Origin of the sequence: Erwinia sp. V90_4, assembly GCF_029967685.1 — a bacterium.
Taxonomy (GTDB): domain Bacteria; phylum Pseudomonadota; class Gammaproteobacteria; order Enterobacterales; family Enterobacteriaceae; genus Erwinia; species Erwinia aphidicola.
The window spans coordinates 1-23,559 of record NZ_JASCAQ010000035.1; the positions used below are offsets into that span (position 1 = coordinate 1).

Sequence of the window (23,559 nt, forward strand, 5' to 3'; positions counted from 1 at the left end):
TTTTGCCCGGGAACAGCTGCCCGGCGATGTAGCGCGCCGCCAGTTCGCCGCCGCCTGCGCCCAGCCCGCCGGCCACGGCCGACTGGTTGTTCAGCTGCGCCGTTACCGCCCCCAGCACCGCGTGCGCCATCGCGTTGCTGGTTACGTCCACCTTGCCGGTCAGCGGGTTGGTGGTCAGCTTCTTAATTTCCGTCGCCAGATACGGCGAGGCGCCGCTCGCCAGCGCTCCGGCCAGGTTGTTGCCCGCCAGCGCCGTCAGCGCGCCGGTTACCGCCTGTGCCGCCTTCTGCAGGTCGCTGCCGGTGCCGTACTGCTGCATCGCGTTGTTATAGGCGCGCTGCAGCACGTCCGACTCGCGGAACGGTTTGTCGTCCTTCTTCAGCTGCTCCCGCGCCTGCGCCAGCGCCGCCGGGTCGGTCTGCGCCTTCAGCCCGGCGATGTCGCCCTGGGTGCGGATAACGTCCATCGCCTGACCGGCGATTTCGCCGATAAGCTGGGCCTGCCTGAGTCGGTTCTGCTCCTTCTCCCTGTTAAATATCGGGCTGATGCTGCCGTCGTTGGCGTGGTCGGTATCCCGGTTCAGGGTGGTGACATCCTGCTGCTGCCTGTCCTTGTCACGGATGAGCAGGGCGCCTTCACTGACCCCGGCCTTCGTCGTGCCCTCTGCATGGCCGCTGTTGTTGGCGCCCGACAGCATGCCGCCGGCCATTTATGGCTGAACAGGATACTAAGCCAGAAGCTGTGACAACTGAAGCGCCGGAGCTAAAAACCCGCCGTTATACCTTGGGTGATATTCGCGACTGGAAGACGCATAAAAAGGCAACGTCCATCACACTTAAGGGTGGCGGGATTTGCAACCGGGACGGCGGTTAACGTGCGGGTGATGAACGGCTGTTTGGTGCTGACGGCGGAAATACCGCCACCGGAACCGGAGATAATGCAGACCCTGCGCCAGCTCTGCTCGAAGCTCTCCGCGCGTAAGCAGCGCGAGCTGTTGGAGGTGATTCAGGTGATTGCTGCACCACAGAAGCGGGCGGCTAAGGGTAGCTGACTAAGTGGAAAGTAAAATCCCAGCCAGTTGGCTGGGATTTATCTAACTCTTTATTACAGCCACTTCCTTTTCTAAATAGTTTTTCCACTTATCCATTAAATGATTAATATTTTCCATATGAGAGTGCTTTGATGGGTCATATCCATCAGAAGGAGGCATATATTTAATAAAACCTTCTATTTCTGATGGGTAATCAAAATCAGCATAAATTTTCTCAACTTCAGCTAATGGATCTTCAAAGCTATTACGATTATTCCAGAGCCAACTCAGGACAATAAATAGCCACTTTTTTTTGGTCATCTGATCATCTTTTAGCTCAAGTTCTGAACATAATTCCTTTAAAAAAGGAGATACATGATTTACTTCACCAAGTATAACGAATGATAATTCAAGCTCAGGATTAGTATAACTTCCTGTTAATACATTCTTTTCTGCTTTTTTTATTGGCACGTCTGAGGTGATGAGGTTATTTTCACAACCCCATTTTATATCACACCATGAAAGATGAGCACTTTTATCAATAAAATCAAAAGGTATTGGATATAAATTCATTTCATTTTACCTTCGGTGGTCGTTGGTTAGGAATGCCGGTAATGTTGCCACCTTCAATAAATCTTTGATGTGTTACATTTCCTTTATTATCATAGATATATTCAAATATACCTTTCTTATCATTAAATGAGCCTTCAGCTTGCAACAATTTTCTTTCTATACCATCACCGCCTTTGATAGTAAAAACTTTTCCATCCATCAATTGCTCACGGCTCAGATAACTTGCACCTCTATGAGTAGGGTCTGGTTTTAGCCCACTGCCGATTCGGTCTGCTTCCAGAATTTTATTAACAACCGAAGATTTTAAGGCTGTTTCCACCATACCAGTGGTTTTCGCGACCACCTTCTCCGTCAGTACCGCACCACCTTTTACCACCCCGGCACCGCCAGCAAGCAACCCGGCTATATCGGTAACCAGTTTCCCGCCTTTGACACCTGCGTTAAACGACCCGCTGGCACCGGCTTTCTGGTACTCGGCTTCCATCCGATTGATACGCTCAATATAGGACTGCTTCACCGCATCAGACACGTTACCCAGAACATCACCGCTGTTAAACAGCGATTTCAATGCGTCATAGGTTTCCTGCGGATTGCTGGCCGTTTTCACGATGCTGTCTATCGTGTCGTACAACCCTGCCGGAACCCCGGCCACCATACCTGCTGCAAAGCTGCCATCCTGTCCCAGGTCTATCGTCGTCCATTTCGCCTGCGCTCCGGCTTTGCAGGCCAGGGTCTGACATGCTGCGATTTCTTTATCTTTCTGAGCTTTCTGGGCGTTGCTCAGATAGTTATTCTCAACAACAATCCTAACCGCTTCCGGATGGGATCGAAAGTTTACTCAGATGGAGTCTTCTGAGCCGTTCTTGCCTTTAACAAAATTTTTATCCAGATCCCAATACCTAAAATAAGGCCGCCGACATAGCCTGATCTTAAGAAAGAGTCAAACACATCGCTCCAACTGAACTGGAAAAAACCTTTTTTAAAATAAATAATCGCTGATGCAAGTAGTTCAGCTACAAAATCGCCAATGAGAAATAAAATCAGGCAACTCAATATCAGTTTGACTAAAATAAAAAGATTATTTTTTTGCATCGGTTTTATCCTTCTTATCGAGTTCATCTTTTACAGCATTACCTGTTTTCTCACCGATATAGCCACCAAGAACCGTACCTGTTAAATCAGATACTGCATCTTTTCCAAGTTTTGAACCGACACCTTTTATTATTTCGCCACCTACGCCACCAACGGCAGTACCCGCAGCCGCACCAGCCATAGAGTTAAGCGGATCTTCTCCCTTAATCCCGCTCCCAATGGCTGCACCACCCATATTGACGGGGGCTGAAGCTATTATACCTTTTCCTGTTGTGGCTGCCGCTGTTACTCCTGCCATAATGACATCGACGTAACTGAACGGATCTTTTCCGGCAAGCTGAACGCCAGTATTAACTCCCACACCGATTGCTGCATTAGCCGCCATACCTTTCACAGTCACTCCCAGCACGCTTCCACCAAATATCAGTGGCGCATCGCCGATGCTGGCATTCGATTTATGGTAGCCCCAGGTATTCATTATCGACTGAGCCTTGCTCATCGCCGCTGAGTCAGGATTACGCTTGATATAATCCCGGCCCGACAACAGCCCTTTGACCAGTTCCTGCGAGACTGCCGGACCGTACTCTTTTTCCATTTCAGCCGCGTAAACGCGCAGATACCCCGCCAGCTCGGCGCGTTCCGTGCTGTTCATCTGCGAGGGGTATTTGTTAAATTTCGACACCAGCGCATCGCTGCGCTTATCGGCATTTTCCAGCTTTATCAGATCATTGGCGGCAGCTAGGGATTTATCGCCGCTCTTAATTTTCTCAATGGCTTTATCCAGCTTGTCGGAGGATGTGGCCCCCAGGAAGTTATCCTCAACAGCATTCTTACCCGCCTGGGCCGCCGCCACAGCACCGCCAGTATCGCCCGATGCCAGGCCGCCTGCAAGCCCTGCGGCCAGCTGGCTCAGCGCGCTGACCTGCTGCTTCTCGCTTTCGCTCAGCTGCTCTGCGGTTTTGCCCGGGAACAGCTGCCCGGCGATGTAGCGCGCCGCCAGTTCGCCGCCGCCGGCGCCCAGCCCGCCGGCCACGGCCGACTGGTTGTTCAGCTGCGCCGTTACCGCGCCCAGCACCGCGTGCGCCATCGCGTTGCTGGTTACGTCCACCTTGCCGGTCAGCGGGTTGGTGGTCAGCTTCTTAATTTCCGTCGCCAGATACGGCGAGGCGCCGCTCGCCAGCGCCCCGGCCAGGTTGTTGCCCGCCAGCGCCGTCAGCGCGCCCGTTACCGCCTGTGCCGCCTTCTGCAGGTCGCTGCCGGTGCCGTACTGCTGCATCGCGTTGTTATAGGCGCGCTGCAGCACGTCCGACTCGCGGAACGGTTTGTCGTCCTTCTTCAGCTGCTCCCGCGCCTGCGCCAGCGCCGCCGGGTCGGTCTGCGCCTTCAGCCCGGCGATGTCGCCCTGGGTGCGGATAACGTCCATCGCCTGACCGGCGATTTCGCCGATAAGCTGGGCCTGCCTGAGCCGGTTCTGCTCCTTCTCCTTATTAAATATCGGGCTGATGCTGCCGTCGTTGGCGTGGTCGGTATCCCGGTTCAGGGTGGTGACATCCTGCTGCTGCCCGTCCTGGTCACGGATGAGCAGGGCGCCTTCACTGACCCCGGCCTTCGTCGTGCCCTCTGCATGGCCGCTGTTGTTGGCGCCCGACAGCATGCCGCCGGCCATATTGGTCAGCAGGTCCTTGCCCACCGGCCCGCCGGTGCTGAGGCTGCCGCCGCTGTGCGTGGCGCGGTAATCCGCCTGGTTGTGGATGTCGCTCCAGCCCAGCGTGCCGGTATCAAGGCGGTTGCTGTCCGTGTCCGCGGTGCTTGCAATGACGGCGCCATCCAGTTGAGTATGCTCGCCGACCCTGACGTCATAGCCGCCTTTGCCCGCAAACAGCCCGGTCTGCTCTTTGACGCTGTCAAAGTTGCTGTTCAGCCTGTCCCGGCTGGCGCTGACGCTGGCAGAACCGGTCATCGAACCGAGGGTGAAGCTGCCGCCCGCGCTGGCGTTCTGCTGCTTTGCGTTATAGCGGTCGCTGTCCCGCTCGCTTTCCAGCGTCAGGTTGCGCCCTGCGTCAACGGTGATTTTTTCCCCGCTGGCCTGCGCCCCTTTCAGGGTGGTGTCGCGGCCGCTGCTCAGGCTGAGATGGCTGCCCGCATCGAGTGTGGTTTCGCTATGGGTCAGGCCGCTGCCGTTCTCATGCCCTTTACCGGCGTTCACCCCGGCAGAGACGCTGATGCCGTAGCCGCCCGTACCGGCGCCGATACCCACGCCGACGCTGCCGCCTTTGCTGCTGTTAGTGCCCGTTGTGGATTCGCTGTTTTGCGCGGAGTGCAGGGTAATATCCCGCGCGGCGTCAAGCGTCAGGTTTTTGCCCGCCTTCAGCTGGCTGCCGGATATCGCGATATCGCCGCTTTGCGCGGCGTTATTCTTACCGGTTGCCGTTATCGACAGGTTTTGCCCGGCGTTGAGCGTGCTGCCCTGCGACTGGCGGCTGTCGGTGCGGGTTTCGCTCTTCGACGACTGGCTGCCCCAGGAGGCGGTAACGCCAACGGTGTTGGTGGCCCCCTGCGCGGCACCTTCATCACCCGACTGCAGGCCGGCTGCGGCATTTTTCGCATCCGCCGCCCCGGTCAGGGCGTCGTCACGCGCCCAGGCCTGTGCAGCCTGCACGCCGGACAGCGCCGCTTTGGTGTTTTGCAGCGCGTTCAGGCGTCCGTCGCCTTCCTTTCTTGCCTGCTGAGCCGTGCTGACGGCGGTGTTGAGCGCGCTGCCCGCGCTGCCCGACAGCGCCAGGTTAAGCCCGCTCTGCTTCTGCTCGAAGGTTTCCCGGCGGGTGCGCTGGTCGTAGCCGGGGTCGATAGCCACGCTGTCACCGGTCAGCGCCAGATCTCTGGCCGCCACCAGGTCGGCGCCGCCGATGTGCAGCTGGTTGCCTGCGGTGATGCTGACATTGCCCTGGCTGCTGCCGACGGTGCTGACGCTTTGGCTCTGGGTCCTGCCTTTCTCGTCGACTTCGTGTTTGCTCGACTGCTTACCAATCGTAAAGCCGATGCCGCCGCTGCCCAGCAGGCCGCTCTTTTTCTTCTCATCCAGCCGGTAGTGGGTGTCGGTCTCGGTGGCCGCACCGATATCAATGTTATGTCCGGCCTGCAGGTTCACATCGCGGTCGGCAGCAATCGCCGACCCGGTTACCGTCAGGTCATTGCCAGCGCTGACGCTGACGCTCTCCCCGCTGAGCAGGGTACCTTTCTCGCGCGTAGTGGCGTCATGCGCCACGCTGTGGCTGCTGCTTTTTTTCAGGAAGCCCTTTTTCTGAGACCGTTCTTCACTGAAGCTTGACTCGCGTTCGGTGGCGGTATTGAGGGTCACATCCTGCTTCGCCTGCAGGGCGATAGCGCCCTGGTCACTGTGCAGGGCGCTGCCGGTGACGGTGACATTGCCTTCACGCCCGATAACCGTGACCCCTTGCTGACCGCTGAAGGTGCTGCCGCTGCTGGTCTCGCGTGTGGTTTGCTCGATGCGATGGCTTTTGGTCTTGCCCTCGCGTTTGTTTTCGCTGTCCTGGTCCTGCGTGTGGGTCTGTGCGTCCTTAATCGTCACGTCCTGCGCGCTGATGCCGATGCGGCCCTCTTTGCTGGCAACCTGTGCGCCTTCGGCCAGCAGCTGGTTGCCTGCCACCAGGGTGACGCCCTGGTCTCCGCCGAGTGCGCTTAATGCCAGGCGCTGTTCCTCACGGCTGTTGCTGACTGACGAAGTCCGGCTGTTGGCGTCCAGGTGCGTGCTATTGGTGGTCTTATCGGCAAGGAGGTTGATATTACCCCCGGCCTGCACGCCCAGCTGGCCGCCTGCCTGGAGCTGGCTGCCCGTCAGCGTCACGTCACGCCCGGCATTGAGCGTGAGATTGCCGCCGGCGTTAAGCTCGCTCCCCAGCGCCTGCTGCCATTCGCCGCTAACCTGCGCCATCCGGGAGCCGGCCGCCTCCGTGCCGCCGCGTGTACGGTTGCCCATTGAGCCGGAGATAACCCTGAGGTCAGCCGTGTGGCTGCTTCTGGCGGTGGTAATGGTCAGATTGTTGCGCGCGCTCAGGCTGAGAGTATCTGTTGCAGTCAGCTTGGCGCCCGCAAGACCGATATCAGTGCCGCGCAGGCTGATGTCGTCGGCACTCATCGTCGCCTGGCGCAGCGCGTCCTGCAGGTTGCTGCTCATCGACAGGGTGTCTGCCTGCACGTCAATGCTGCCGGCCTTGATGTCACCACCCTGATGCATGAACTGCCCGGCGTCGACCGTCAGGGCCTTGTCGGCAAACAGGTTGCCGGCGTTGGTGATGCTGCTGGCCGAGAGCTGCAGATTGCCGCCGCCAATCACCGCGCCATCCCCGCTCAGGCGCAGCGTGCTCTGCGCCAGGTAGACTTTCGGTACCCACACCGTTTGCGGGCCGTCGGCCGTTTGCACCGTCTCGCTCACCAGCCAGACGATGTCCTGCTGCAGCGCGGCTATCTGCTCCGGCGTCAGGGCCACGCCGGGCACCAGATGGAAGTCCTGTGCGACCTGGCTACCGTTGTTCATCAGCTGCTGGTACTGCGCCATCGCATCTTCCCCCTTGACGGACGCTTTACCGGTGAGTGCCAGCACCTGCTCACGCACCAGGCGCTGCTCGTAAAAACCGTCGCCCAGGCGTTTGTGCACCTGCGCTGGGTCATAGCCCACCCGGTCGAGCAGGTAATCGCTGCTGATAAACTTATCGCGGTTGGTAAAGCGTTCGTCGGTGACCACCAGGAACGGGCTGGCTGGCGCCGTATGCTGGGCAAAAAGGGCGTTATTGGGAATGGCGGTCGCCACATTGCCCAGATGCTGTAACTGGGTAAGCGCCAGCTCGGCCGGCAGCAGCGGGCGCCCCAGCGGCGAGGAGGGTGTGGCGCCCGGCGCAAGCGCGGTGTCGCCAACCACGGGGGCAGCACCTTCAACCGTGAAGGCCAGCGGGTTGCGCTCCAGTTCGGCACGTTCGGCGTCCACGGCGTTTAATGCCGACTCAAGCCGGCTGATTTGCGCCTGGTTTACCGTGGTGTTGGTCATGCTGGCGCCGTTGATGGTCACCGTGCCGTTGCCGGTAATAATGCCGTCAACGGTGGTTAGCGCCGTGGTTTCATCGCGGTTGAACGTCGGATACCAGTGATGGGTGTCCTTGTCGTAATGGTCGACAATCACTGCCTGCCGCCGTTCATTGACCGAGTAACCGCGGTTGTCCACGCTGCCACCGCCATCCTGCGTCAGGTTGCCACCGGCGGTGATGACGCTGGCGTCATTGAGCAACTGCCCGGTAATGCGCAGCAGCATATTGCCGCCTGCCAGAATGCGCGCGCCGATGCCTTCGGAAACCAGCCTGTCGCGGGTCACCGTGCCGCTCTCGGTACGTTCGCGGAAATTGTTGTAATCGGTAATAAACGGTGCGCTGTCGATATCAATGTGCTTTTCGGGGTCCCAGGTCAGCACCTGCGTCCAGTCGTGCTCCCAGTGGAAGCCGTTTTGATAGGGCGTCGGGATGGTTGCCAGCTGGTTTCCCCCACGCGTTTCATAGAACGTCATCGCGTAGCTGCCGTCGGCATTCGGCTTAAGCGCCAGGTAGTTAACCCACAGGTCGGTCAGCTGGCCTTTATTATCTTTTACGCGCACCTGCGCGCGCTTGCCCGCCGCATCAATGGCCAGCAGGGTGCCGTAGCGGTTGCTCTGCGCCGCCGCGTCATCCTGGAAGGTCAGCTGCTGGGTGGTCGGTGCCATGGTGCTTTTATCGGGGTTGACCGCCGAACCATAGGTGCGCCAGTAGTAGTTGTAGCGGTGCCACTTATAGTCGCTCTTTTCTGCATCGCGCTGGATCTCCAGCCCTTCGCGCAGATTGTCCAGCCGGCGGGCCTCGACGGCCAGGTCGCCGTCCGCTTCGATAAAGCTCGCCCGGTTCTCAATCAGGTCATCGCTGTGAAGCGACAGGCTGTCGCCGCTGTAGAGCAGGGCGCCATCCCGGTTGCTGAGGCGCTCGCCGGCCTGCAACGTCAGGCGGTGGGTCGCTGCGATGACCGCAGGCTGGCCGTGGTTGTCGAGAGCACGCGCGCGCACGGTGATATCGTCGCCCATCAGCGCCGCGGCGTTGTCCAGGGTATCGACGTTCATCGTCATGGTGTCCGCTTCAATGCGCCCGCTGTTTTGCAGGGTCCCGGTCGTCAGTTGAAGTGTCTTGCCCACCAGGACCGCCGGATTGGTGATGCTGGCCGCATTGAGGATGAGTTCGCCCGGTAGCAACCAATCCGCCAGGTTGGTAAAGGCACCGCTCAGGGAGAACGTCACCTTACCGTTGCTGCTGACGGTTTCGCCCGCGGTGCGGGTGTAATCCTGCTGCGCGCTCAGCGTGAGCGACTGCAGCCCGAGCAGGGTGCCGCGCTGATTTTCCAGGGTGCGCGTATGCAGGGTCAGGTCACCGGCACTCTCTATCCGTCCACCCTGATTGAGCAGGGCGAGCGGTGAGTCGCTCGGCGACAGTCCGCCGTTAATGGCGATATTACCGTTGGCAAGGAGTTGTCCCTGGCGGTTATCCAGCGTGGCGACATCCGTGAAGGTGAGGGTGCCCGCACTTTGCAGCCGTCCCGCTGCGTTGTCGATGTCGCGCGCGCGGATGCCGGTGTGGGTGGTGCCCAGGATCAGGCCGCCGTCGCGGTTGTTCAGGCTGTCAGCTTGCAGGTCAAGCGACGCCTGGCTGCTGATCGTCCCCTGAGCGCTGTTGTCCAGCGCGTCCGCCCTGAGCTTCAGCGCCTGCATGGCGACGAGCTGGCCGCCCTGGTTATTCACCCGCGTGGCGTCAAGCGTCAGCGATGCCGCGCTGTGAACCTTGCCCTGCTGGTTGTCAAGCCGCGCAATGTGATAGGTGCCTGCACCCTGACCGATCAGCGTGCCGCCGGCGTTGTCCAGCTGTGCCGTGGCCAGGTCAATGTCACCGCGGCTGCTGAATACGCCCTGTCGGTTATTGATATTGCCCGCCGTGACCCGCTGGTCACCGTTGCTGCGTATTGTCCCGCCAGTATTATCAAGCAGGCTGAGGATGCGCAGCGTCAGCGCCTGCCGGGCGTCTGTCGTGCCGCCGGCATTGTTCAGGGCCTGTGCGTCAAGCGACAGCGCGTCGCCGCTCTGCAGCCTGCCGCCACGGTTATCCAGTTCGCCGTTCAGGTTCAGGCGCAGCAGCTTCTGACTGTACAGCTGACCGTTTTGGCTGTTGTTCAGGCTCAGGGCGGCAATGTTCAGTGCCTCTCCCGCCAGCCACTGGCCGCCCGCATTGTTGATTGCCCCGGCGTGCGCATCCGCAGTCGAGCCCTGCACGGCAAGCACCCCCTGCGCGGAAACCTTGCCGCCGTGGTTATCGATATCCTGCGCAACGTGCAGCACCAGGTCCGCCGCCGACTGCAGGGCGCCTTGCGCATTGCCCAGCCAGTTCGCTGCAAGCTGTGCATCCTGCTGGCTTTGCACGCTGCCCTGCGCGTTGTCAAAGCTGCCGCTGACGGCGTGCCAGCTGCCCTGGCTGCCCATCCAGCCACCGACATTGACAATGTCCTGCGCGTTGAGCGTTTGCGACAGCTGACTGAAAATACGTCCCTGACCGTTATCCAGCTTCCCGCTGAACTGCATGTCCAGGCTGTCCAGCGCGTTGATAGCCCCCTGAGCATTCAGCAGGTTTGCAGCGCGCACCCAGCTGCTGCCGCTGCCGGTCAGGGTGCCGCCCTGGTTGTTCCATTCCCCGTCAAGGCTGAGTGACAGTGCGTTCTGGCTGTAAATCCGCCCCGACTGACGGTTGTTCAGCCGTCCGCCCTGCAGGGTCAGGGCGCCGCCGCTCTGCAGCGAACCGCCGTCATTGTCAAACAGGCTGGCCGCGCCTGCGTTGACCCTGAGTGCCTGCTGCGCGGTCAGCTTGCCGGTGCGGTTAAGGATATCGCCTGAACTCTTCAGGCTAAGGTCACCACCGGACTGCAGCCTGCCGCCAGTATTGTCGAGCGACAGCGCACTGGCGTTGACCCGATGGCCGCCCTGGGCGGTACCGCCACGATTATCCCAGTCGCCCCCGGCGTTTAACGCGAGGCCATTTCCGGCTTCAAGCCAGCCGCCGGCATTGTTCAGCCCCTGCTGCGCTGTCAGGGTGACATCGTTTTGGGCGACGATCTTACCCAGGGCGTTATTCAGACTGCCGGTCGTCAGCATCAGCGACTGACCGCTGATTTCACCCTTGCCATTCGCGAGCAGCCCCGCCGCGCTGAGGGTGAGCTGCTCACCGCTCAGCAGCTTGCCGTCGTCGTTGTTAAGGGCGTTTGCCACCGCCGTCAGTGAGGTTTCGCCCTGCGCCGTGCCGCTGCGGTTATCCCAGTCGCGGGTGTGAATCTCCAGTGCTTTACCCGCCCCGATGAGGCCACGCTGGTTGTCCAGCCCGTCTGCCGTCAGGTCAAGATCGCCCTGGCTGATGACCTGCCCCTGGGTATTATCCAGCTGCCCGGCCCTCAGGGTGAGCTGGCCGCCGCTCAGGGTGCCGGACTCATTGCTGACATCACCGCCCGCGCTGAGCGTCAGGGCGTTACCGGCCAGCAGGTTACCACCCGCGTTGCTGACCGCGCCGGAGGTGGTCACCGCCAGCGCGGCCTGGGTTTTTACCGTGCCGTTCTGATTGTCCAGCCTGCCGGCGTCAAGCCGCAGGTCGCCGTTGCTGCCGAGCTCGCCGCCCGCATTGTCGAGCAGGCCACTGACTCGCCACTGCTGCGCCGCATTATCGAGTGCCAGCAGGCTGCCGCGCGAGTTGGTCAGCGCCGCCGCGCTGAAACTGAGCTGGCGGCTTTCTATGGTGCCGTCACTGTTGTCCAGCCGTCCCGTCAGCGCGAAGCGACTTTCACCACTTCCCGTCTGGGACCAGGTAGCCTGCTGGTTGAACAGGTTGTTCGCAGTGACGTCCCAGCGGCCGGCCTTCACCTGAGCCTGGCGCGCATCAATATCAGCGGCGGTGTTGATGACCAACTGTTTGCTGTCTATCGCTGAATCTCGCAGCGCCGCGCCGCCTTCCCGGGCGTTTAGCCGGGCACGGCTGGCCGCGACGTGCGCGCCGCTGATGTCGACCCGGCGTCCGCTCACATCAACCTCTTTTTTACTGAGCAGGCTGCCGCTGGCGCGAATATCGCCCTGGCTTTCCAGGCGCAGGCTGGCATCGCGGTTGATCTGGCTATTGGCATCGCTGCCCGCCAGAAGGTGCCCGCTGCTCGCTATGCCGCGAGCGGCGTTGAGCTGCACATCACCCGCCGCGGCGAGGGTGCCTGACTGCGTCAGCTTACCCTCGCGGCTCTGTACGGAGAGTTGGCCGCCGCCGTGTAATTTACCCTGATAGTCGACGGCGTCTCTGGCTGCCATCCTGATATCGCCACCGGCCTGCGTGGTCGCATTTTGCGCATCTGATTGCCAGCTGAGCCTGCCCTCACTGCTGACGGTCAGCGTCTTGCCCGCCTGAACCTGCGCGTTCTGATTGCGCACGCCCACCCCGGCTTCGGTGCCTATCATGCGGATACTGCCGCTGTACATGCCGCCCATCTGGCCCATGTCTATCGCCATCTGGGGCTTAGCGCTGCCGTTATCTGAGAGCGGCGCCACGCTTTTTCCGTCCGCGCTGATACGGTTGCGGCCGGCGACCACCGAGACTTCCTCTTTGGCCCAGACCCCGGCGTTAACCTTTACCGCACGGGCGAGGAGGTCGACGTACCCGGTATCATGACGGGCGTCACCGTTGAGGCCGCCCCCTTCAACGCTTATCACGCCGCGCTCAACCTGGTACCCCGCCAGGCTGCCGTCTGCGTTCATCTGCGGCTTGCCGGTGGTCAGCGTCATGCGCCCGGCGTTGATGGTGCCGCAGCCGTTGCACACAATGCCGGCAGGGTTAGCCACAATCACCTGCGCCTTGCCGCCGGCTACTTCCAGAAAGCCACGCAGCTGGCTGGGATTATTGCTGTTCACTTCATTGAGGATCACTCGCGCCGGCGCGCTATTGGGATTGAGATTGGGGTTGCCCTGGATCATGCCGGCCATCTGGGTGGAGGTCATCACCGCCGAGTTGTTGAGGATGGCACCTTTGTGATCGACGTCGAACTGCTGATACTGGTTATGCGACACCCCGGCCTGGTTAGGGGCGGTGATATTGACCTGCGGCAGGCCGTTCTGGGTGGCGATCACCTCCGGCCGCTGGCCGGGCGCGGCGCTGCCGTCGGCCACAATGCCGCTGGCCATCACCGGCGCGGCAAACATTGCCAGCCCCAGCAGCCATACCGCACGCCGCAGGGTCACCCATAAACGGTTCTCCCCCGCGATGCCGACACCGCGATGCTGTCCGGGTTCGCTGCTGCAGCTGCGGGCCAGTTCGGATACGACCCGCAGCTCTCCGTGGGTGCGGCTAAATATCAGGCGATAGCAATGTTTGTTCATGAGGTTCTTCCCTGAGTAAAGTCAGTCCGTTTCGTCCATTGTCAAAAAAGGGGGCGTAATCACGCCCTGCCGGGTTTCAGATTTCCAGATTAACGCTAAAGCCTGCCGTGGCACCCGAGGTGTGGAAGCCTGCTGGCTTGTAGATCGGCAGGCCGGCAAACAGGTCATAACTGAACCGGCCCCACAGCGCGCCGCGTACGCCAACCGCGCTGCCCGCAAGCTGGTGACCGACCAGGTATCGGGTACCCGGGCCGTCTACCCGCCCATAGTCGGCCGCGAGGTAGAGCTCGTGGCCGCGTGCGAATACGTTCCAGGCGATATCGTTACGCCAGAGCAGGCCTTTTTCCCCGGACAGCACCTGTTCGCCGTCAAAGCCGCGCACCGTGTAACGTCCGGCAATCGCCATGCGCTCCTGGGGCGTCAGCGCGTTCGGGCTCCACTGCCCGCGCAGGCTGGTGTAAATCCGCCACGGTTGCCCACCCAGGGTAAAGGGCTGATTGATACCCAGGTCCCCGAGCACGATCCCCGTGCGAGCGCTGCCTTCATGACGCGACTCTTCCGGGGCGGGAAGGGCGTTGAACGCGCCGGTCCCGCGCCGCCAGCTGATATTTGCGTCCAGAGTGGTGGTCCCAAGGTAGCTGCGCTGGTTAAGCCCCAGCTCCCAGCCGGCGGTGCGCCGCTTCTGCTGTTCGATATCGATGTCGTTTACGGCGTTAGTCGAGTGCCTGCGGTAGCCGCGCAGGTTGAGCGTGATCTTGTGCGACTGGTCGCGGTACAGCAGCCGGGAGAGCGTCAGCTGAGCGTTGTCGCTTTTACCGCTGTAACGCAGCACTTCGTTGGCGTTGGGGATATTCTGGTGGTAGGTGTAGTCGTTGTAATTGGCGGCAACACCCCAGTAGCCCAGCGGGAAAAAGTAGTTCAGGGTGTGCGAGCGGTTGCCAAACGGCCCGTGCTGGAACAGATCTTTACCCACGTTGGCGTAAAAGAGGTCGTTCTGCGCAAAGGGGGCATCAAGGGCTAACGTGGCGGAACCCAGATACCGCCCGGTACTTTTAGAGCCGCTGTCATCCAGCCCCAGGCTAAGCCGCACCGGCCGGGCTTCCTGCCAGTTGACCAGCAGGTCGCTGGTGGCATCTTGCCTGCCGGGGACGATTTTGATATCGGCCGCGGCGCTGGGCACCCGCCGGAAATTCTCCAGCCCCTGCTCAATGTCGCGTAGATTCAACATGTCGCCCGATGAGGCGGGGAGGGCGTTCCACAGCCGCCCGCGCCACGAAACGGGTTGCTCAAAGCGAATCTCCCCGATGCGCCCGGGCTGCAGGGTCAGGGTCAGCACGCCGGTGGTCAGGTCCTGCTCCTGCGCCATCACGCGGGTGGTGACCCAGCCTTTAGCCAGTATGGCGTTTTGCACCTGATTAATGACCAGCACAATGCCCTGGCCGCCCAGGCAGCGCCCTTTGGCGTCAGCGGCGGCTTTCAGCGCCCACTGAAAACGCCCGGCAGACTCACCGACCAGGGCGATGCGGTTGATGGTAAAACAGGGGTGCTCATCAGCGGGATATTGGGTTCGCTCAAGCTCAGGGCGGGCAAGGCGCACATCGGACTGCGGGTTATTTTGGCTTTGCAGGGCGCGCTCGCGCTCTTGCTGGCGCTGCTGTTCGCGCGCGTCAATAGCGGAAGCAGCCCGGTCGGGCGCGTCGGATGGCGTGGCAGCCAGTAACGGGGAAGCGCCAGCGAAGAGCAGCCCGGCGAGAATGCGTCTCAGCGTCTTGGGTGGACAGACGTCCGCAGGAAAAGTCCGTTTCATGAAAATCCGTTTCATAAAGTTTAATGGTGTGTGAACTGCGACAGGTTACTGAGCAGGCAGCGGGTAAATCAAGCAATTTTTTGGGGAGAGGGGAGATCAAAGAAACATCGGGAGGTTTTTCACGCGGGCTTGTTGAACCTGGATAGCAACAGGATGCATACAGTGCGATGAGAATAGAATTTGGCTCCTCTGACTGGACTCGAACCAGTGACATACGGATTAACAGTCCGCCGTTCTACCGACTGAACTACAGAGGAATCGTGTGAACGGGGCGCATGTTAACGGCGTGCCTGCGAAATGTCAAAGTACCAATCGACAACCTGAGTGCGTTTGCTGACAAAAGCAGCGTTCTGATACTTTTCCTTTATTTCTGCTCGTTCCTCAATCTCTGCGCCAGATCTCACTTTCCCGCCTTTCCCTTGCCGATGTTAGAGGTGTGTCAAATTTTTGTTATTTGCTGATTTTAAAACATGCGTTTCGATGCTTTCATAGTGAAAGTTTCAGTTGGTGTGATTATGAAACAAAAAAACTGTTTTGCGATGACGCCAGCGGGGATGCGCAAAGAAGGTGGTGTGAGTTTTAACTAACCTGTTGTTTATATAAATAAAAGACAGACCCGTTTAGCCGTACCCTGAAAGAGAGTATTACCCGAAATAGTCACCCCCTACATTTTAATAAAGCCGTCGGTGAAGTTGAGTGAATGTAAAAGAAATTTTTCATTCGCCGTATCAGCGAACCTTCGCATGCTAACGATAATAAGGGCTTTGCCATGAACGTGAAAAAAACAATTTTAGCGTCACTGTTAGTGTGTATGTTACCTGTCACCAGCTTTGCCAAAGATCTCCAGATTGGCGTCTCTATGGCACTGTTTGATGACAACTTTTTAACTATCGTGCGCAACTCAATCAACAATGAGATGAAGGCAGAGAATGTTAAAGGCCAGGTAGAAGACGCTAAAGGCGATGTCGCACAGCAGCTGCAACAGGTTCAAAACTTCATCGGCCAGGGCGTCGATGCCATCATCGTTAACCCGGTAGATACCAACGCCGTTAAACCCATTGTTGATCTCACCACCAAAGCCGGCATCCCGCTGGTGTTCGTCAACCGCAAACCCGCCACTACCCTGACCGGCAAAATGGCCTTCGTCGGTTCTGACTCCGAGCTGGCAGGCCGCCTGCAGATGGAAGCGCTGGCAAAACGCATGAACTACAAGGGTAACGTCGCCATTCTGTTAGGTGACCTCGCCAACGAAGCCACGCGCGAGCGTACCAAAGGCGTGGAAGCCATTGTGGCGAAATATCCTGGCCTGAAAGTGGTACAGAAACAAACCGCGAAATTCACCCGTAACGATGCGGTAGACGTCACCAGTAACTGGCTGACCGCGGGTGATGATATCCAGGCGATTGCGTCAAACAACGACGAAATGGCGATTGGTGCGCTGCAGGCATTAGGTAAAAACCCTAATAACATCCTGGTGGCGGGCGTCGATGGTACACCGGATGCGTTGCAGATGATTAAGAACGGCAAGATGGTTGCCAGCGTATTCCAGGACGCTAAAGGTCAGGGCGAAGGTGCCGTACAGACCGCTGTGAAGCTGGTGAAAGGTGAGAAAGTGCAGCCGATTGTTGATATTCCCTTCCAGCTGATCACCAAAGAGAACTACGAGAAGTTCACCAGTAAAAACCAGAAATAACGTTCTCTGAACCGGTTGTACGGAGGTAGTAAATGACCGCATATGCGCTAGAAGCCGAAGGCATCAGCAAATTTTTCCCGGGCGTTAAGGCGTTAAGTAACGTCTCGTTTCGAATCAAGCCGGGAACGGTGCATGCTCTGATGGGGGAGAATGGTGCGGGGAAATCCACCTTAATGAAGTGCCTCATTGGGATCTACCGTCCCGATGAGGGGCTGATCCGCATTAAGGGTGAACCCGTGCAGTTTACCGACACGCTGGATGCGCTGCGTTCGGGAATTTCCATGATCCACCAGGAGCTGAATCTGGTACCGCATATGACGGTCGCCGAAAATATCTGGCTGGGTCGCGAGCCGATGAAATTCGGCTTCGTTGACCACGGCAAGCTCAACCGCCTAACCAAAGATCTGCTGGTTAAGCTGAATATTCGCCTGCGTCCCGAGCAGATGGTGGGCGATCTCAGTATCGCCTCCCAGCAGATGGTGGAGATCGCCAAAGCGGTGTCGTGGAACTCAGACATCGTCATTATGGATGAACCGACATCGGCACTGACGGAAACCGAAGTGGCGCATCTGTTCACCATTATTCGTGACCTGCGTTCGCAGGGAAAAGCCATCATCTATATCAGCCACAAAATGGATGAAATTTTTGCCATTACCGATGAAGTCAGCGTGTTCCGTGACGGCGCATGGGTCGGCAGTAACGAGACGGCCAACTACACGCGTCAGTCGCTGATTACCCAGATGGTCGGGCGTGAGCTCACTCAGCTGTTCCCGAAAACTGACAGCAATATCGGTGAAGATGTGCTGACGGTGCGCAATCTGACGCGCAACGGGGTATTCCAGGACATCAGCTTCAGCGTGCGCCGCGGTGAGATCCTCGGCGTCGCCGGGCTGGTGGGTGCCGGCCGCAGTGAAGTGATGGAAAGCCTGTTTGGTATGACCTCGACAGACAGCGGTGAGATCCTGATCGACGGCGTACCGACCACCATCGATTCCCCGGCCAGCGCGATTGAAAAAGGCCTCGCCTTCCTGACGGAAGACCGTAAGAAGTCGGGCCTGTTCCTTGTGCTGTCGGTGATGGAGAACATGAGCATCGTCAAAATGACTGACTACAGCGCCAAAGGCGGCTTCGTCAATCATGGCAATATGGCGAAAGACTGCCTGGAACAGATTAAGCGCCTGAATATCAAGACGCCGACCATGGACCAGATTATTAACAACCTCAGCGGCGGTAATCAGCAGAAGGTGTTAATCGCCCGCTGGCTGCTGGCACAGCCGAAAATCCTTATCCTTGACGAACCTACCCGTGGCATTGACGTCGGTGCGAAGGCGGAGATCTACCGCCTGATCAGCGAACTGGCGAGCCGGGGCGTCGCCATCATTATGGTCTCCTCTGAACTGCCGGAAATCATCGGTATGAGTGACCGCGTGATGGTGATGCACGGTGGACGTATTACCGGCATCCTCGATAAAGAAGACGCCGACCAGGAAACCATTTTGTCATTGGCGTCCGAATAAGGGCGTGAGGTAAACAACATGAGTGAGATGAAAATGACAACGCAACAGTCGGCTGAAGCGCCATCGTTTTTTGATAATGTTAAAAGCAAGCTGCCCAAAGATACCGGTATTTTTGTGGTGATGGTGGGTATCGCGCTGATTTTTGAAGCCTTCGGCTGGTATGTACGCGATCAGTCATTTCTGATGAACCCGAACCGCCTGGTGCTGATTGTGCTGCAGGTAGCCATTATCGGGATTATCGCGGTGGGGGTAACGCAGGTCATTATTACTACCGGTATCGATTTATCCTCCGGCTCGGTCATTGCGCTGACGGCGGTGGTTGCGGCCAGCCTGGCACAAACCTCGGAAAGCCTCTCGCCCATGTTCCCGTCACTGGTGGATATGCCGGCGGTACTGCCGATAGGGGCGGGGATCGGGGTGGGCATCCTGTGCGGTATCGTTAACGGCGTGCTGATCACCAAAACCGGCATCCCGCCATTTATCGCCACGCTGGGGATGATGGTTTCCGCTCGCGGTCTGGCACAGTATTACACCCAGGGTAACCCTATCAGCTTCCTGTCCGACGGCTTTACCTCCATCGGTCAGGGTGCAATGCCGGTGATTATCTTCCTGGTTGTCGCGGTTATCTTCCATATCGCGCTGAAACACACCCGCTACGGTAAATATGTCTACGCCATCGGCGGCAATATGGTTTCCGCCAAAGTTTCCGGTATTAACGTCAATAAGTATCTGATTATTGTCTACACCATTGCCGGTGGGCTGTCCGGCCTGGCCGGGGTGGTGCTGGCGGCGCGCGTCAGCAGCGGGCAGTCAAGTATGGGCCTGGGCTACGAGCTGGATGCCATCGCTGCGGCGGTTATTGGTGGCTCAAGTCTGATGGGTGGCGTCGGGCGCATTACCGGCACGCTGATCGGTGCGGTGATCCTCGGCCTGATCAAGAGCGGCTTTACCTTCGTCGGTGTCGATGCCTACGTGCAGGACATTATCAAAGGGATGATTATTGTCGCCGCAGTATCGATTGATATGTACCGCAACCGTAAAAAACGCTAACAGGCTACAAAATTGCAGGGGTCGACCTTTTGGTCCGGTCGACCCTTAAGATGGATACGACCTCTCTACACATACGCCAGAGACCTGCACATCCTCAACGCATTTTCTGCACCATCGGCGTGCAATCCCGTCAACTGCTCTGACCTGCCAGATATCAATCTCATTAATCTCTGCGCCAGCGGTAATCAGATTCTCTTATTTTACCGCCTGTTAGCGCCCCCTTTACCTGAGCGGCAAGCCGTTAGGAAAATTCTGGCACGCCGCTTGCAATCCTGATTGGGTCAGAGTGAAAACTTATTATAAACCGCCAGCGCTGCTGGCATTCGGGGATACGCGACGGAGGCATTATGAACTTAAGACGACTGAAGTATTTCGTAAAAATCGTCGACATCGGCAGCCTGACTCAGGCTGCAGAAGTCCTGCATATTGCACAGCCTGCGCTGAGCCAGCAGGTGGCCACGCTGGAAAATGAACTGGACCAGCAGCTGCTGATCCGCACCAAGCGCGGCGTGACGCCTACCGAAGCGGGTAAAATCCTCTATTCCCACGCTCGCACGATTTTACGCCAGTGCGAGCAGGCACAGACTGCGGTAATTAATGCCGGGCAGGCGCTGAGCGGGCAGGTCTCGATTGGCCTCGCGCCGGGTACGGCCGCCTCCTCACTGACCATGCCGCTGCTGCAAACCGTGCGTGAACAGTTCCCGGACGTGCTGGTGTACTTACACGAAAACAGCGGGGCTTCACTAAACGAAAAAGTGATGAATGGGCAGCTTGACATGGCGGTGCTGTACGATCGTGCGCCGACGGCCGGCATCACCAGCATTGCGCTGATGAAAGAGGAATTATATCTGGTGGGCGCCAGCGCCTGTCCGGGGCAAAGCATCGATCTCGCCGACGTTGCCGAGATGAACCTGTTCCTGCCGCGTGACTACAGCGCCGTGCGCAAACGGGTTGATGAAGCATTCTCCCTGCGCCGCCTCAGCGCGCGTATTATCGGTGAGATAGAGTCCATCGCCACGCTGACCTCGGCAGTTTCCAGCGGTATGGGGGCGACGGTATTGCCAGAGTCCGCGGCGCGCGCGCTGGTCAGCTCGACCAATGCCTGGATGGCGCGGATTACCAGCCCGACGCTGAACCTGCCGCTCTCTCTTAACGTCTCTGCCCGTGAACCCCTGTCGCCGTCGGCGCAGGCGGTGAAAAACATTCTGCTGTCGCTGCTTAATAAGCCGGTGGTGGAAGATCGCGAGCTGATGCTGGTCAGTTAACTCCCCTTTGTGCCGGGCGCGCAGTCGCGCGCCTCACCGCCCGCCTTATCGCTAAAAAGCATATAAAACCTCTTTTTATTATTTGTTGCTATCAATTTGCATCCTTAACATGATGTAAACCAGCAGATAACCGAGAGAGGAACGCACGTGAATTTTCAGCAACTTAAAATCATTAAGGAAGCGGCACGCTGCGAGTTTAATCTCACCGAAGTGGCTAATGCGCTGTTCACCTCCCAGTCTGGAGTCAGCCGCCATATACGTGATTTAGAAGATGAACTGGGCGTAGAGATTTTTATCCGCCGCGGCAAACGCCTGCTCGGCATGACCGAACCGGGTAAAGCTCTGCTGACCATTGCCGAACGCATTCTGGATGAAGCTGGAAAAGTCCGTCGCCTGGCCGATGTCTTTACTAACGAATCGAGCGGCGTCCTCACCATCGCCACCACCCACACCCAGGCACGCTATAGTCTGCCGAAAGTGATCAAGGCCTTCCGCGCGCTCTATCCGAATGTCCGTCTCGAACTCAACCAGGGTTCTCCGCAGGAGATCGTCTCAATGCTGGTGGCGGGGGAGGCGGATATCGGCATCGCCAGCGAGCAGGTGGTCAACAACCCGGCGCTGGCGGCTTTCCCGTGGTTCAGCTGGCATCACGCGCTGCTGGTGCCGAAAGGGCACGAGCTGGAGCAGCAGCAGCCGGTTTCCCTGGCGGCGCTCAGCCGTTATCCGCTGATCACCTACCGCCAGGGGATCACCGGGCGCTCCCGCGTGGATCGCGCCTTCCACAGTGCCAGCCTGAAGCCGGATATTGTGCTGAGCGCCCAGGACTCCGACGTGGTGAAAACCTATGTTGAACTGGGATTAGGCGTGGGGATTCTGGCCGATCAGGCCTGCCAGCTGGATGAGCATTCGCAGCTCACCCGGCTGGAAGCGCGCCATCTGTTTGAGTCAAACACCGTGTGGCTGGGCCTGAAGCGCGGCCAGCTGCAGCGTAATTTTGTCTGGCAGTTCCTCGAGCTGTGCAACGCCAATCTGTCACTGGAAGAGATCAAGCGCCAGGCACTGTCGCTGAACGAAGAGGAAACGGTGATCGATTTCCAGATTTAACGGCAAATCGCAGAACAGCAGGGGCCGATCCTCTTTTTCGATTGGCCCTTTCACACAGCGGGTTGACCGGAAAAGAGGGTCAACCCCTACAAAAATACGGTGCACAGACAGTAGGGGCCGATCCTCTTTTTCGATCGGCCCTTTCACACAGCGGGTTGACCGGAAAAGAAGGTCAACCCCTACAAAAATACGGTGTTCACAGACAGTCCTTTCACACAGCGGGTTGACCGAAAAAGAAGGTCAACCCCTACAGGTGATGGCGATGACACCGGCCACGGCATAAAATTTCGTTTCCCCGGCGAAAACCCCTTTCCGCGCGCTCCCCACACTGTGATAACGCAGCATTGATTGCCGCGCCTCCGTTAAAGTGAAATGAACTTATTAAGGAGACGCTATGCTCGCACAACGTTTACAGGACGCTACTCTGCTGCGCCAGCAGGCTTTTTTTAACGGTGAATGGCAGGGCGCGCTCAACGGCGAAACGCTGCCGGTCACCAACCCGTCAACCGGTGAAGTGCTCTGTACTATTCCGGCGCTCGGCGCTCAGGAAACCGAGCAGGCGATAGCCTTTGCCGATGCGGCACGTAAAAGCTGGGCGAAGACGCCGAACGCACAGCGTGCGCTGCTGCTGGAAAAATGGCATCAGCTGATCCTCGACAATGCTGACGACCTGGCCACCATCATGACCGCCGAGCAGGGCAAACCGCTGGCGGAAGCCAGGGGCGAAGTGCTGTACGGCGCGGGTTTTGTGAAGTGGTTTGCCGAAGAAGCTCGCCGCATTTATGGCGACACCATTCCGGCACCGAGCGATGACCGCCGTATCCTGGTGCTGAAGCAGCCGGTTGGCGTCGCCGCCGCCATTACCCCGTGGAACTTCCCGATTGCGATGATCACCCGCAAGGTTGCCCCGGCGCTGGCCGCAGGCTGCCCGATCATCGTTAAGCCGTCGGAGCTGACCCCGCTGTCGGCGCTGGCGCTGATTGCACTGGCGCAGCGCGCAGGCATCCCGGCTGGGGTATTGCAGATTGTCACCGGCTTACCCAAAGAGATTGGCGAAACCCTGACCGGCAGCCGCACGGTGCGGAAAATCTCCTTCACCGGCTCGACGCGCATCGGCCAGCTGCTGATGCAGCAGAGCGCGGACAGCATTAAGCGCCTGAGCCTCGAGCTGGGCGGTAACGCGCCGCTGATCGTCTTTGACGATGCCGACCTCGAGATTGCTATCAGCGGGGTGATGATGAGTAAATTCCGCAACGCCGGGCAAACCTGCGTCTGCGCCAACCGCATTCTGGTTCAGCGTACTATCTACCCGCGCTTTGCCGCCCGCCTGCTGGAAGAGGTGGCGAAGCTGAAAGTGGGCGATGGTTTTGCCGACGGCAGCACCATCGGCCCGCTGATCAACGCGGCGGCGGTAAGCAAAGTGAACGGCCATATTGAAGATGCGCTCAGCCACGGCGCCGAGCTGTTAACCGGCGGCATCAGCAACGGTAACGGCACCTTCGTGGCGCCGACGGTGCTTGGCGGCGTTACCCGCGCCATGCGCATTGCCGATGAAGAGACCTTTGGCCCGGTCGCACCGCTGTTTATTTTTGACACAGAAGAAGAAGCGATAAATATGGCGAATGATACCCCTTACGGTCTTGGGGCTTATTTCTTCACCGAAGATATTCGCCGCGCATGGCGAGTGGGAGAGTCGCTGGAATTTGGTATGGTCGGTTTTAATACCGGCTCTGTTTCTTTAGAAGTGGCGCCGTTTGGTGGAATTAAACTCTCCGGCGTCGGGCGCGAAGGCTCGCGCTACGGCATTGAAGAATATCTCGAATCAAAAGCGTTTCATTTCGGCAGTCTTTAAAAGCTAAATAAAGTTTAAGCGTTAAAAAAGGCCTGCACCCGAAAAGGTGCGGGCCTTTTTTATAAATAAACCCGTGGCTTAATGAAAGCCTGACAAAACGTCCGC

Annotated in this window: 11 protein-coding genes, 1 tRNA gene and 2 pseudogenes; 7 read left to right on the top strand and 7 right to left on the bottom strand. The window is 58.6% G+C overall.

Annotation, left to right across the window (positions count from 1 at the left end):
- Positions 1–697, bottom strand: a pseudogene (locus tag QLG07_RS04620) (hemagglutinin); the annotation flags it as partial.
- An 86-nt stretch (positions 698–783) separates the two neighbouring features.
- Between QLG07_RS04620 and QLG07_RS04625 the strand changes: the two are divergent.
- Positions 784–1,051 (top strand): annotated as a pseudogene (locus QLG07_RS04625) (hypothetical protein).
- A gap of 42 nt (positions 1,052–1,093) precedes the next feature.
- Here QLG07_RS04625 and QLG07_RS04630 read toward each other — a convergent pair.
- The 6 genes from QLG07_RS04630 to QLG07_RS04655 all read right to left on the bottom strand — a co-directional run bounded on the left by QLG07_RS04630 (position 1,094) and on the right by QLG07_RS04655 (position 15,230).
- A complete protein-coding gene (locus tag QLG07_RS04630; RefSeq protein ID WP_099755297.1) occupies positions 1,094–1,603 on the bottom strand; it encodes a DUF2247 family protein in 510 nt (169 codons plus the stop codon).
- A 1-nt stretch (position 1,604) separates the two neighbouring features.
- A complete protein-coding gene (locus QLG07_RS04635) occupies positions 1,605–2,210 on the bottom strand; it encodes a hypothetical protein (protein ID WP_282468605.1) in 606 nt (201 codons plus the stop codon).
- A gap of 227 nt (positions 2,211–2,437) precedes the next feature.
- Positions 2,438–2,695, bottom strand: a complete 258-nt coding sequence (locus QLG07_RS04640; RefSeq protein WP_191150450.1) for a hypothetical protein — start codon at positions 2,693–2,695, stop codon at positions 2,438–2,440.
- Positions 2,682–13,166 (bottom strand): hemagglutinin repeat-containing protein, encoded by a 10,485-nt coding sequence (locus QLG07_RS04645; protein WP_282468606.1) that lies wholly within the window; start codon positions 13,164–13,166, stop codon positions 2,682–2,684. Before QLG07_RS04645 ends, QLG07_RS04640 begins: the two co-directional genes overlap by 14 nt.
- A 76-nt stretch (positions 13,167–13,242) precedes the next feature.
- Positions 13,243–14,973, bottom strand: coding sequence for a ShlB/FhaC/HecB family hemolysin secretion/activation protein (locus QLG07_RS04650; RefSeq protein WP_282468607.1), 1,731 nt, complete (start codon positions 14,971–14,973; stop codon positions 13,243–13,245).
- A gap of 181 nt (positions 14,974–15,154) precedes the next feature.
- Positions 15,155–15,230, bottom strand: a tRNA-Asn gene (locus tag QLG07_RS04655).
- A gap of 512 nt (positions 15,231–15,742) precedes the next feature.
- On the opposite strand from QLG07_RS04655, the gene QLG07_RS04660 reads away from it, so the two are divergent.
- From QLG07_RS04660 to QLG07_RS04685, 6 genes are all read left to right on the top strand, one after another.
- Entirely contained in the window at positions 15,743–16,666 is a 924-nt protein-coding gene (locus QLG07_RS04660; protein ID WP_048915643.1) for a sugar ABC transporter substrate-binding protein, read from the top strand.
- A 32-nt stretch (positions 16,667–16,698) separates the two neighbouring features.
- Entirely contained in the window at positions 16,699–18,183 is a 1,485-nt protein-coding gene (locus QLG07_RS04665; protein WP_048915644.1) for a sugar ABC transporter ATP-binding protein, read from the top strand.
- 18 nt (positions 18,184–18,201) lie between these two features.
- Positions 18,202–19,233: an ABC transporter permease gene (locus QLG07_RS04670; RefSeq protein WP_133623366.1), complete on the top strand. Its 1,032-nt coding sequence runs from the start codon at positions 18,202–18,204 to the stop codon at positions 19,231–19,233.
- A gap of 347 nt (positions 19,234–19,580) precedes the next feature.
- Positions 19,581–20,498 (top strand): nitrogen assimilation transcriptional regulator NAC, encoded by a 918-nt coding sequence (gene nac / locus QLG07_RS04675; protein WP_133623367.1) that lies wholly within the window; start codon positions 19,581–19,583, stop codon positions 20,496–20,498.
- Positions 20,499–20,645: 147 nt separating this feature from the next.
- Positions 20,646–21,602, top strand: coding sequence for an HTH-type transcriptional regulator Cbl (gene cbl, locus QLG07_RS04680; RefSeq protein WP_048915649.1), 957 nt, complete (start codon positions 20,646–20,648; stop codon positions 21,600–21,602).
- Positions 21,603–21,996: 394 nt separating this feature from the next.
- Positions 21,997–23,454, top strand: coding sequence for an NAD-dependent succinate-semialdehyde dehydrogenase (locus QLG07_RS04685; RefSeq protein WP_048915650.1), 1,458 nt, complete (start codon positions 21,997–21,999; stop codon positions 23,452–23,454).
- The last annotated feature ends 105 nt before the right edge of the window (positions 23,455–23,559 follow it).